Origin of the sequence: Pseudomonas sp. PDM10, assembly GCF_014852295.1 — a bacterium.
Lineage (GTDB): Bacteria > Pseudomonadota > Gammaproteobacteria > Pseudomonadales > Pseudomonadaceae > Aquipseudomonas.
In genome coordinates this window covers 245470-257455 of sequence record NZ_JACVBJ010000007.1, presented here as the reverse complement: position 1 = coordinate 257455, position 11986 = coordinate 245470, and the positions used below count along the sequence as shown (strand labels likewise).

The 11986-nt window shown below is 58.8% G+C and carries 14 protein-coding genes and 1 pseudogene; 9 read left to right on the top strand and 6 right to left on the bottom strand.

The features are described from left to right. The first annotated feature begins 226 nt into the window (after positions 1–226). Entirely contained in the window at positions 227–505 is a 279-nt protein-coding gene (locus tag IB252_RS24410) for a DUF3509 domain-containing protein (RefSeq protein WP_008146103.1), read from the top strand. A 209-nt stretch (positions 506–714) separates the two neighbouring features. On the opposite strand, the gene mtnC is transcribed toward IB252_RS24410, so the two are convergent. Genes mtnC through aroC form a run of 5 tightly spaced genes read right to left on the bottom strand, consistent with a single transcriptional unit; the run spans position 715 to position 4863 of the window. Next, positions 715–1398 carry an acireductone synthase gene (gene mtnC / locus IB252_RS24405; protein ID WP_192410524.1) on the bottom strand — a complete coding sequence of 228 codons (684 nt, stop codon included), beginning with the start codon at positions 1396–1398 and terminating at the stop codon, positions 715–717. 4 nt (positions 1399–1402) lie between these two features. Continuing rightward, the gene (locus IB252_RS24400) at positions 1403–1948 is read right to left on the bottom strand and encodes a 1,2-dihydroxy-3-keto-5-methylthiopentene dioxygenase (protein WP_192410523.1); all 546 of its coding nucleotides are present in this window, start codon (positions 1946–1948) and stop codon (positions 1403–1405) included. Between the two features lie 20 nt (positions 1949–1968). Beyond that, positions 1969–2595, bottom strand: a complete 627-nt coding sequence (locus IB252_RS24395; protein WP_192410522.1) for a methylthioribulose 1-phosphate dehydratase — start codon at positions 2593–2595, stop codon at positions 1969–1971. Then, positions 2592–3743, bottom strand: a complete 1152-nt coding sequence (locus IB252_RS24390; protein ID WP_192410521.1) for an MFS transporter — start codon at positions 3741–3743, stop codon at positions 2592–2594. Before IB252_RS24390 ends, IB252_RS24395 begins: the two co-directional genes overlap by 4 nt. 28 nt (positions 3744–3771) lie before the next feature. Then, entirely contained in the window at positions 3772–4863 is a 1092-nt protein-coding gene (gene aroC, locus IB252_RS24385; RefSeq protein WP_008146116.1) for a chorismate synthase, read from the bottom strand. Between the two features lie 83 nt (positions 4864–4946). Between aroC and IB252_RS24380 the strand changes: the two genes are divergently transcribed. Both IB252_RS24380 and IB252_RS24375 read left to right on the top strand, forming a co-directional pair. Then, the gene (locus IB252_RS24380) at positions 4947–5945 is read left to right on the top strand and encodes an alpha/beta hydrolase (protein WP_192410520.1); all 999 of its coding nucleotides are present in this window, start codon (positions 4947–4949) and stop codon (positions 5943–5945) included. 128 nt (positions 5946–6073) lie between these two features. After that, positions 6074–6865 (top strand): hypothetical protein, encoded by a 792-nt coding sequence (locus IB252_RS24375; protein WP_111448995.1) that lies wholly within the window; start codon positions 6074–6076, stop codon positions 6863–6865. A 117-nt stretch (positions 6866–6982) separates the two neighbouring features. Here IB252_RS24375 and prmB read toward each other — a convergent pair whose 3' ends face one another. After that, positions 6983–7891: a 50S ribosomal protein L3 N(5)-glutamine methyltransferase gene (gene prmB, locus IB252_RS24370; protein ID WP_192410519.1), complete on the bottom strand. Its 909-nt coding sequence runs from the start codon at positions 7889–7891 to the stop codon at positions 6983–6985. Positions 7892–8129: 238 nt separating this feature from the next. Between prmB and IB252_RS24365 the strand changes: the two genes are divergently transcribed. The 6 genes and pseudogenes from IB252_RS24365 to IB252_RS30220 all read left to right on the top strand — a co-directional run. Beyond that, complete coding sequence (locus tag IB252_RS24365) at positions 8130–8720, top strand: cysteine hydrolase family protein (RefSeq protein ID WP_008146122.1); 591 nt, start codon at positions 8130–8132, stop codon at positions 8718–8720. Positions 8721–8851: 131 nt separating this feature from the next. After that, on the top strand, positions 8852–9172 hold the full coding sequence (locus IB252_RS24360; RefSeq protein WP_192410518.1) for a hypothetical protein: 321 nt from the start codon (positions 8852–8854) through the stop codon (positions 9170–9172). A gap of 75 nt (positions 9173–9247) precedes the next feature. After that, positions 9248–9805, top strand: a complete 558-nt coding sequence (locus tag IB252_RS24355) for a Smr/MutS family protein (RefSeq protein ID WP_008146127.1) — start codon at positions 9248–9250, stop codon at positions 9803–9805. A gap of 69 nt (positions 9806–9874) precedes the next feature. Next, positions 9875–10609, top strand: a complete 735-nt coding sequence (locus tag IB252_RS24350) for an XRE family transcriptional regulator (protein WP_192410517.1) — start codon at positions 9875–9877, stop codon at positions 10607–10609. Between the two features lie 312 nt (positions 10610–10921). Next, on the top strand, positions 10922–11596 hold the full coding sequence (locus IB252_RS24345) for a polysaccharide lyase family 7 protein (RefSeq protein WP_192410516.1): 675 nt from the start codon (positions 10922–10924) through the stop codon (positions 11594–11596). A gap of 93 nt (positions 11597–11689) precedes the next feature. Next, positions 11690–11971, top strand: a pseudogene (locus IB252_RS30220) (site-specific integrase); the annotation flags it as partial. Between the last annotated feature and the right edge of the window lie 15 nt (positions 11972–11986).

Below are 11986 nucleotides of genomic sequence, written 5' to 3'. Positions count from 1 at the left end.
ATTCGAAAGCGTGAGCTTACGCGGGGCAATTGGTTCCATCGAATCGATGTCGACCACGCAAAATGCAGGATGCACGATGGCCATTCATGCAGATTGCACGAAAGCGTAAAAACGCTGAGAAGACAACTAATTGATATATAAGGATTTTTAAAAAATCAGGTGCTGGCACAATCACTGCAACTACCTCTGCATGCTTGCCATTCAAGAGCTAACGGAGCTGATAGACATGAACCTGATCCAAGAAAAATTTTCGTCCCTGTTCTCCAACTTCGAAGTGACCACCCAGCCACGTCCTGATGGTGGCATTCTGCTGACCTTGAGCAGCACCGACGGCAAAGTCTTCAAACGCTCGATTTCCTACCAGCAATTGCATGCAGGTGATCAGCTGTCCTGGGTGATCAGTGCCATACGCCGTGACATCGCCGAACAGGCCAGCGAACTGCCGCAGATTTCCATGCTGCAAAGCCAACAGCGGTTTGCCCTGCCGACGTATCACTCGGTTTAAACCGTTCCAGAGCTGTAAACAAACAGGCCGTGAGCGCTTTCGCTTCACGGCCTGAGTTGTTTCTGACGTTGTGCAATCCTTGCTGATCCCTGTAGGAGCTGAGCTTGCTCGCGATGGCGGTGTATCAGGAGTCATTAGTGCTGACTGATACACCGCCATCGCGAGCAAGCTCAGCTCCTACAAGGTTATGCGGGTATGTGGGTATATGGTTATAGGGCGGAAGGGTTGATCCGCGCAAAACTGTCCACCGTCACATGCCCCGCCAGCTCCCCGCCCTCTCGGGCCAGCCCGCACGTCGCCATTCCCGCCGTGCGTGCCGCGTCCAGTTCCTCGACGATGTCGGACAGAAACAGGATCTGCGAAGCGTCCAGGCCGATGGCCTGGGTAATGCGCTCGTAGGACTTCGCTTCACGCTTGGGCCCCGAGGTGGTGTCGAAATAGCCACTGAACAGGGGTGACAGATCCCCCGCTTGCGAGCAGCCAAAGATCAGCTTTTGGGCCTGGATCGAACCGGACGAATAAACAAACAGTTTGAAGCCGTCCTGATGCCAGCGCTTGAGCGCTTCAACGGCGTCCGGGTAAACGTGGCCTTTCAACTCTGCGGCCTGATAACCCTGCTCCCAGACCATGCCTTGCAACGCTTTCAGCGGCGTGGCTTTGCGGTCTTCGGCGATCCAGCCCAGAAGAATGTCGATCACCCGCTCGACGTCGGCGTTCGGCTCGTTGGTATCCCGGCGAACGGCATCCAGTTGCTCGGCAACATCCGCACGCGCGGCATGCTGGCGAACAAAATCCGGCAAGTGTCTGGCGGCGTAGGGAAACAGCACGTCGAACACAAAACTCACCGCGCTGGTAGTGCCTTCGATGTCGGTGAGAATCGCTTTGATCGGCATCGCCTCAGTCCTCAAGACCCGGGAACCGGCTGGCGATGTCTTCGCCGGTGAAATTGGCCACCCAGCCTTCAGGGTTGTTGAACAGACGGATCGCGACGAAATGCGGGTGCTCGCCCATGTCGAACCAGTGCGGGGTGCCGGCCGGTACCGAGATCAGGTCGTTTTTCTCACAAAGCACCGCGTAGACGTAATCGCCGATGTGCAGGGAGAACAAGCCACGGCCGGCGACGAAAAATCGTACTTCGTCTTCGCCATGGCGATGTTCGTCGAGAAACCTGGCGCGCAATTCGGCTTTTTGCGGGTGGTCGCTGTTCAGGCTGATGACGTCGACGGTGATGTAACCGCGTTCGGTCATCAGCTTGTCGATTTGCTCCTGATACGCGGCGATCACTTCTTCCTGACTGGCGCCGGGCTGGATTTTCGCCGTGGCTTGCCAGCGGTCGAAACGCACGCCCTGCTCAGCCAGGGTCGAGGCGATGTCTTCGAAATGCGTCAGCACCTTGTTAGGTAAATCAGGGCTTGAGACGTGGTAAACGGACAGGCTGCTCATCAGGGCAACTCCTTAACGGTTCATGCTTTACAGTTCAAGAGCGAGCGCATCTTCAACTCGCACTCGAACAAAAATTCAAAGGCCTCGATCTGCCGCAGTGCATCGCTCATGCGCGCGCCCCAGGTGTAGAGACCGTGGCCGCGGATCAGATAGCCGACGCAATCGGGATGGGCGTCCAGCCAAGGCTGCACCTTGGCGGCGAGGCGCGCAATGTCTTGATCGTTATCGAAAATCGGCACACGCACCCGGGATTCGTGGGTCGACACACCACTGAAAGCCTTTTGCAGTTCGTAGTCTTCGAAATCGATGAAGTCTTGCGGCGTCAGGCGCGACAGCACCGTGGCGTTCACCGAATGGGTGTGCAGCACCGCGCCGATCTCCGGGCGCCAGCGGTAGAGCTGGGTGTGCAGCAGGGTTTCGGCGGACGGTTTTTTGCCCGGTTCCAGGCTGTTGCCGGACAGATCGGTCGCCAGCACATCGTCGGGGCCGAGTTGGCCTTTGTGCTTGCCGGACACCGTCAGCAGCGCTTCAGTCGGCGACAGGCGCGTCGAGTAGTTGCTGCTGGTGGCCGGCGACCAGCCGCGGCCATACAGAAAACGCCCGGCATCGATGATTTCCTGGGCGAGGTGCTCACGGGTGAGGCTCATGGCCTGTCCTCTTGCATTCGTGTGGCAATGATAACGGCTGCCGCGAAGGCTGCGAGGCTGGCAATACTAAAGGTCAATGTTGGGCCGAGGGCATTCCAGCTGTAGCCGGAATACAACGCGCCCAGTGCGCCGCCGGTGCCGGCCAGTGCGGCGTATAACGCCTGGCCCTGCCCTTGTTGGCGCGCGCCGAAGCTACGTTGCACGAACTGGATGGCAGCCGCGTGAAAGCTGCCGAAGGTCGCCGCGTGCAGCACTTGGGCAAACAACAGCACCCAAAGAAATTCAGCGAACGAACCGAGCAACAACCAACGCAACGCCGCCAGCAGAAAACTCGCCAGCAACACCCGTCGCACGGAGAAGCGCGCAAGGATCTTGCTCATGGCCAGAAACATCAAGACTTCGGCGACCACACCGACCGCCCAGAGCATACCGATCAGCCCTCGGCTGTACCCGAGTCGCTCCAGGTGCAAGGTCAGAAAGGTGTAATAAGGACCGTGGCTCATCTGCATCAGCGCCACGCAACCGTAAAACGCCAATACCCCGGGACTGCGCAACTGCTTGACAAAACCGTCCCCCGCCAACCGTTCGCTCTGAATCGGTTGAGCGTTGGGCACCCATAGGCTGCTGACCACGATCCCGGCCAGGATCAGCACCAGCGCCACCGGGTAGATATCGAGGCTGAGCCATTCGAACAATCGGCCAAGGGCAACCACGGTAATGATGAAACCGATGGAACCCCACAGGCGGATCTGACTGTAGCGGTTAGTCTGGCCCTGCAAGTGTGCCAAGGTGATGACTTCGAACTGCGGCAACACCGCGTGCCAGAAAAACGCGTGCAAGGCCATGACCATCGCCAGCCAGGCATAGGTCTTGCTGACGAAGATCAGCGAGAATGTCAGCAACGTGCAGACCGCACCGAAGCGCACGATGGCCAGGCGTCGGCCGGTGTAATCACCGAGCCAGCCCCAGATGTTCGGCGCCACGCAGCGCATCAGCATCGGGATCGCCACCAGCTCGCCGATGCGCGCGCTGGAAAAGCCCAGGTGATCGAAGTACAGCGCCAGAAACGGCGCTGTCGAACCGAGCAAGGCGAAATAGAACAGATAGAAACTGGAGAGCCGCCAGTACGGGAGCGCCGCCACAGCCATCAGACCGCAGCGGCTGTGAGATCAGCCATTAAAGCTGACCCAACACCGGCGTGCTCACGCGCACGTCCAGGTTCTGCCCACGGTGACGCAACAGGTGATCCATCAGCACGATGGCCATCATCGCTTCGGCGATCGGTGTGGCGCGGATGCCGACGCACGGGTCGTGGCGACCCTTGGTGACGACTTCCACCGGGTTGCCATGGATGTCGATGGAACGGCCCGGCGTGGTAATGCTCGAGGTTGGCTTGAGCGCCAGGTGCGCGACGATCGGCTGACCCGACGAAATGCCCCCTAAAATGCCGCCCGCGTTGTTGCTGAGGAAACCTTGCGGGGTCATTTCATCACGGTGCTCGGTGCCGCGTTGGGCAACGCTGGCGAAACCGGCGCCGATTTCCACGCCTTTGACCGCATTGATGCTCATCAGCGCGTGAGCGAGTTCGGCATCGAGACGGTCGAAGATCGGCTCGCCGAGGCCCGGCATTACGCCTTCAGCGACTACGGTGATCTTCGCGCCAACCGAATCCTGGTCGCGACGCAACTGGTCCATATAGGCCTCCAGTTCCGGGACCTTGTCCGGATCAGGGCTGAAGAAGGCGTTCTCTTCCACCGAATCCCAGGTCTTGAACGGGATTTCGATCGGGCCGAGCTGGCTCATGTAGCCACGAATGACGATGCCCTGAGTGGCCAGGTATTTTTTCGCAATCGCACCGGCCGCCACGCGCATGGCCGTTTCACGGGCCGAGCTGCGACCGCCGCCACGGTAATCGCGCTCGCCATATTTGTGGTGATAGGTGTAGTCGGCGTGGGCCGGACGGAACAGGTCCTTGATCGCCGAGTAATCCTTGGACTTCTGGTCGGTGTTGCGGATCAACAGGCCGATGGAGCAACCGGTGGTGCGTCCTTCGAACACGCCGGAGAGGATTTCGACTTCGTCGGCTTCCTGGCGCTGGGTGGTGTGGCGGCTGGTGCCGGGCTTGCGGCGATCCAGGTCACGCTGCAGATCTTCCAGAGAGATCTCCAGGCCCGGCGGGCAGCCGTCGACAATGGCGACCAACGCCGGACCATGGCTTTCGCCCGCGGTGGTGACAGTGAACAGCTTGCCGTAGGTATTGCCGGACATGCAGGACGCTCCGTGAATTCGAACCAAATACGTAATGCGCGCCAGTATACGCAGGCTACCCGACTAGTTCATCCTCGAACCTTATGGGTGCCTGCGAGTCCAACCGGCATCTTGTTCATGATGGCGTGATGATGCTGCGAGTTATAGCCTTGAGCCTTACCCTCTTTACCGGCTTTGTACAGGCCACAGTCCTGCAACGCCCGATCACCTTGGACACCGGCACCGGCGAGCTTTTCGGCTCGTTATTGCTGCCCAAGTCCGACACACCAGTACCGGTTGTCCTGATCATTTCCGGCTCCGGTCCTACAGATCGTGACGGAAACAACCCCGACGGCGGACGCAACGACAGCCTCAAGCGTCTCGCTTGGGTGTTGGCCAAACACAACATCGCCAGCGTGCGTTATGACAAACGCGGCGTGGCGGCGAGCCTTGCGGCGACCCCGGATGAACGCAATCTGTCGGTTGAAGCCTATGTGGCCGACGCCGAGGCCTGGGGCCGCAAGCTCAAAACCGACCCGCGATTTGGCCAGTTGATCCTGCTGGGCCACAGCGAAGGCGCCCTGATCGCCAGCCTCGCGGCGCCGAGCCTGGACGCCGCCGCGGTCATTTCCATGTCCGGCAGCGCCCGGCCGATCGATCAGGTGCTGCGCCAGCAATTGAGCAATCGCCTGCCGCCAGCATTGATGCTGCGCAGCAATGAACTGCTCGACAGCCTCAAGGCCGGCCGCACCGACGACAACGTACCGCCGCAATTGCAGGTGATTTTCCGCCCGAGCGTGCAGCCGTATCTGATTTCATTGTTCCGCCAGGAACCGGCAGCGGCGTTCGCCAAATTGAAGATGCCGGCGCTGATCATCCAGGGCAGCAACGACATCCAGGTCGGTGTCGGTGACGCCAGGCTATTGAAGGCCGCCAAACCGGACGCCGAGCTGGCGCTGATCGAAGGCATGAACCACGTGATGCGCATCGTGCCCAACGATGTAAAACGGCAATTGGCCTCTTATAAGGATCCGCAATTGCCGCTGGCGGCAGAACTCGGCACGCGAATCCTCGGGTTTATTGACGGACTTCGCGCCAGTTAGCGGCGTTAGGGGCGTAAAAACTGGTTTAGAACGCCCTAACCCTCCAGTCCTGAAAAAAACGGCCGATAAGCCTTTGTCGCCAGCGCTATGACTGGCGGCAAGCAGAGCTTGGACAGGATCTCGCCGTTATGACTGATACCCAGACTTCACCCGACACCACTGCTGAAAAAGACGCACCACCAGTGGTCGAGCTGCCGTGGGCGGACGTCCACGCCGAGCACCACAAGATGCTCCGTCTGGCCCCATTGAAAACCGACCGCAACACCGGTGGACGGCCGCTGCGCTTTGTTGAATTCGGTTACGCCGAGCGCAACAACAAGGAACACAGCCTGATGCGCATGAGCATTGCGCTGCCCGGCCAGCGTGTGCGCAAGGAACAGAATCATCTGGACGTGTGGGTCGATCACGCCACCAAGCGCGTGCATTTCGGGCCTGACAGCGGTTTGCAGATCGAACCGATGAACCGTGGGATCGGTCGTTTCATGGCCGCTCAGGGCATTACCTGGGCGAAAAAGAGATGGCCCGGCTACACCGTCGACGGCACCGACCTGAACAACAAGGATGCGCTGAACGAAGACACTCGCCTGCGCCGCGATCACTTTTTGCGGATGCACGGTTTCGACGTGATCTACGCCGACGCCCAGCATTTGAAGGGCAGCGTCAAAGAAGTGCAGGTCGGCGACCTGTTGAGTGACTGGAGTACGGAAAAACTGCAGGTCGTGGAAATTCTTGAGGCGGCGCAGATGCTTCAGCAAGCCGAGCAAAATCTCGCCGAGCAGGAAGTCAAACTCAAGAAACACGAAGAAAAAGTCAGCAAGTACAAGCGCGAAGACACCGGACTGCGCTTTACCATTACCTGCCTGGTGGCGTTTGCGGTGTTTCAGGCGGGGTTGTTGATCTGGATTGCCACGCACCGGTAGCTGATCGTTCCCACGCTCCGCGTGGGAATGCAGCCCGGGACGCTCCGCGTCCCAAAGCGGACGCAGAGCGTCCATTGAGGCATTCCCACGCAGAGCGTGGGAACGATCATTGCGGGGTCAGACGCGGGAAGCGAACAGCGCCTGATGGTTGCGGCACTGTTCCGCCGTCAGCATGAACACGCCATGCCCACCGCGCTCGAAATCGAGCCAGGCGAAGTCGACTTCCGGGTACAGCGCCGAGACGTGAACCTGGCTGTTGCCCACCTCGACAATCAGCAAGCCCTTCTCGGTCAGGTGATCCGCCGCTTCGGCGAGCATGCGACGCACCAGGTTCAAACCATCATCACCGCAGGCCAGGCCCAGCTCCGGTTCGTGCTGGTATTCGTCCGGCATGTCGGCGAAATCTTCCGCATCGACATAAGGCGGGTTCGACACGATCAGGTCAAAACGCTGACCCGGCAAACCATCAAATCCGTCGCCCTGCACCGTGTACACCCGCTCATCGACGCCATGGCGCTCGATGTTCTGGTTGGCCACTTCCAGTGCTTCGAACGATAGTTCGGCCAACACCACTTCGGCGTTCTGGAACTCGTAGGCACAGGCGATACCGATGCAGCCGGAACCGGTGCACAAGTCGAGAATCCGCGCAGGTTCGGCGCCCAGCCACGGCTCGAAACGTTTTTCAATCAGCTCGCCAATCGGCGAACGCGGGATCAATACGCGCTCATCGACAATGAACGACATGCCGCAAAACCACGCTTCACCCAACAGGTAGGCGGTAGGAATACGTTCTTCGATACGGCGCTTGAGCAAGCGTTGCAGCTTGACCAGCTCGTCTTCTTCAAGATTGCAGTCGAGGTAGCTGTCGGCGATTTCCCACGGCAAGTGCAAGGCACCCAACACCAACTGGCGCGCTTCGTCCCAGGCGTTGTCGGTCCCATGGCCGAAAAACAGATCCTCCCCATGGAAGCGGCTGACGGCCCAACGGATATGGTCACGCAGGGTACGAAGTCGGGAAGTGATCACGGGGCAAACTCCAAAAAAAACGACTGGCGATTCTAACAGCCAAAACGCGTCTCGACGACGCGGGAAAACTACCGGGGCGAATGTAGGACTAATCTGTTTTTTCGACCGCCTATTGAACAAAACGGCCCTATTGACAAGGCTGCGAGCCAGCAAAGACGGCGCCTACGATGGTAGCGATTCACAGAAGCGCTCAGCCAGAGGACAATGTCGCAAAAGCCCCACCCGAAGGAGCCCCAGAATGTCCGTTCCAAAAACGATGTTTCAACTCAGCGGCCGCGGTTATGCAGCTGCCGTTCTGAGCCATGCGACCCTTGTCATCATCGATGCCCAGAAAGAATACCTCAGCGGCCCGTTGGCCTTGAGCGGCATGGATGCTGCCGTCGCGAACATCAAGCAACTGGTGGCCGCTGCCCGTGCAGCCGGCCGGCCGATCGTCCATGTCCGCCACCTCGGTACTGTCGGTGGGCTGTTCGATCCACAAGGTGAGCGCGGTGAATTCATCCCGGGCCTGGAACCACAGGGCGACGAAACCATCATCGGTAAATTGCTGCCGAGTGCGTTCCACGGCACCGAACTGCTGGAACGCCTGCAGAATCTCGGTTCACTGGACCTGATCGTGTGCGGTTTCATGAGCCACTCCAGCGTCAGCACCACGGTGCGCGCCGCGAAGAACCTGGGCTTTCGTTGTACGCTGGTAGAAGACGCCTGCGCGACTCGCGACCTGCCTTACAAGGGCGGCGTATTGAGCGCAGACCACGTTCAGCAGACCGAAATGGCGATCATGGCGGACAACTTCGCCACCCTCGCATTGACTCATGAACTGATCTGATCGACGCTCGATGAGCGGTCCATGCCGCCGCTCATCCGCAAAAGTCTATCATTTGCTGTAATTGTCTTAGCCTCAGGAACATCCCGGTCAACTCCCGGTCGAAGGGCCGATACCCATTGAGGAAGGTCGGAATGAAGTTATCCGATGGTTTTGACGCTCGCCGCTTGCGGCCCAAAGGTCAACGCAACTGGCGTTTTCGAATCGGCGCGGCATTGGCTGCCTTGCTGTCGATGAGCGGTGTGTTGCTGTCGATGGCAGGCATAGCCAGCCTGCTCGGCCACGCACCCGCCCTGGGCGAGTTGAATACCAACCGGGTCGGTTCGGCAGTGATTCTGGCGATTGGCCTGTTCGTGCTGTACCTCGGCGTGTGGCTGTGGCGTCGCTGCCGTCGCCGCTCGCGGCAGTCGCAAGAGCTGAACATCTCCCCGCATTTGATGAAAAAGCACGACTGAGCCGAGTGCTGTGCGTTTTCTCGCGCCCCATTCCCCTCGAGTTGGGTAAACTGGCCGCCCTTCGCGGAGGCTGACATGCAAGACGACGATTTTTCCCTGTTCAAAAGCGCGATCCAAGGCGTCAAGCCGATCAAACACGATCGCGCCGAAACCGGCAAACCCAAAGCTGACCGCGCGCAAATCGCCAAGTTGCGTCAGGCCGCCACTGTGCGCACCGATGCCACCACTGTTGACGGGCTGTCCGATCAGTTCGTCATCGATGTTGGCCCGGAAGACGAGCTGATGTGGGCGCGTGACGGTGTTCAGGAAAGCCAGATGCGCAAGCTCAAGATCGGACAGATCCCGTTCGAAGGCAGCCTCGACCTCCATGGCATGAGCGTGGAAAAGGCCCGGGAAACCCTCTGGGCGTTTCTGGCCGAAGCAACCAAATTCGAAATCCGCTGCGTGCGCGTCACCCACGGCAAGGCTGTGCGCCTGGACGGCAAGCGGCCGATGATCAAAAGCCACGTCAACACCTGGCTGCGCCAACACTCACAAGTGCTCGGCTTCACCTCGTGCCAGGCGAAACACGGCGGCGCCGGAGCGGTTTATGTGATGCTCAAACGGACCATGATGGAAGGTCGCGACGAATAAAGCTGTCGCCTGGCACATTATCGGGATAACGATTTGCAATGATATAGGCGCTCCCGTAATACTCCGCAGATGGAATTCAAAGAACGACTCAAAGCAGCCCGCCAACACGCCAAGCTCAATCAGACCGAGCTTGCCGAACGCGCAGGCCTGACCCAAACCTCAATCTCCGACCTCGAGCGCGGGAAGTCGAAGGCAACCGCCTTTACTGCCCAGATCGCTTCAGTGTGTGGCGTTTCACCGATGTGGCTGGCTGAAGGTGTCGGTGACATGCTCAAAGGGGTGTCCGATGCTGCTCCGTTGAATCGCCCCCCTCCAAGCGTTTCAATGTCAGACATCCAGCCTTGGGACGACAGCACGCCCCTGGATGACGACGAGGTTTATGTCCCCTTCCTGCGTGAAGTTGAGCTGGCGGCTGGTTCAGGCCGTTTCGTGATCTCGGAAAGCGACAGCGCCAGGCTGCGCTTCTTCAAGAAAGACCTGCGTCACAACAACGTGCAGTTCAGCAACGCCAGGTGCGTGGTGGTGAGCGGAAACAGCATGCTCCCGGTACTGCGCGACGGCGCTACCGTTGGCATGAACGTCGGAAAGAACTCGCTGGGCGACATCGTCGACGGCGACATGTACGCGATCAACCACAACGGCCAGCTCCGCGTGAAACAGGTCTACCGACTGCCCAGTGGGATCCGCCTACGCAGTTTCAACCGTGACGAGCATCCGGACGAGGACTACACCTTCGCCGAAATCCAGGAGCAGCAGATTGCGATCCTGGGCCATGTCTTTTGGTGGGCGATGTATTCACGGTGAACTGAGTTGCGGTGATTCGGGAGCGTCCAGTGCCCTGACGTGCAATACGGCAAGTCGACACCCACCCAAGAGAAGCCCGCCAAGCGCGGGCTTTTTTGCACCTGGAATATAGGTACGGAATAAAATATGGGAATACCCATTGACACCAAATATGGGAGCGCCCATATTCGTATTCAAGCCAACGGGAAATCGCTCGGAAGCTGCCAAGTATCACCTCTGTCCATTCACCGAGTGGGCAGTGGGATGCAGGCCTGCATCAAACGCAAGGCTCACCAGAGCAAAAAGCGACATCAATGGACTGAGGTAAAAACCATGACTGTAGACATCAGCAACTTCACCATCGCTACCCCGCTTCCAATCTCCGACACCAACCCGATTGCGCTTGAGCTCATCGGCTGGCGCGCACTGATCGAATGCCCCGAAGTCATCTCAATGCTTGACGATGGTTCGCTGCAGATGACGGCGCCGACACTTGGAGCCTCGAGCAAGAGTACGCTACGAACCCGCTGCGAGTGGAAGGAGCCAGGTTACTGGCTGTTCTCCAGTGCAACGGACCACTGGAACCGCCAGGAAATGCGACTGACCAAAGTCAACTCGCTGCAGAAAGTCGTGATCGGTCAGATTCATGTGCAGGGCTCAGAACGACCTCCGGTAAAGGTGTTCTGGAACAAAGGAAAAATCACCATGGGGTTCCGAACCAGTTACCTCCAGGATGATCCAGTCAACTCGACGATTTTGGATAACGTACCGCTCGGTGCACTTTTCAAAATCAACATTCACGCCAACTCGAGCGGCGCCGTCTCTGTATCGGCTAGTTGTAACGGCGTCCAATCCACTTCCGCAATCATGCGTCTGGACAACACCTGGGACACGAAAACACTCGCCTTCCACGGCGGCGTGTACAACCAGATCGATTACTCCGACACCACCGACCCGCTAGACGGTTCTGTCTGCATCATCAGCGATCTGTCGATCACTCACGCCTGATACGACCTGCTCGGCCTGATGAGCAAAACAGGCTTCAGGAAAGCATCACTGCTGCACCTTGGCGACAGGGTGTAGCGGGATGCGGATAAAACCCGGCAGGCCAGCGTGATCGACAAACACTTCCCGGCCGCAATGACCGATTTGGGGCTTCGCGCCCGCCGGCAATACAACTGCCGGCACACATACGCTACCATGTGCCCCATGTCGGGGATGAACCCTGCGTTTATTGCCACTCAGCTCGGTCATAGCGTTCAGATATTGCTATCGACCTACGCCCGATGGATCAACGCCAGCACTGACTGGGGCGAGCTCGGGAAGCTTGAAAAGAGCTTGATTGGCACACAATTGGTACAGACAGAAACAGTACCCCTCTGAAACCCGTATGGAATC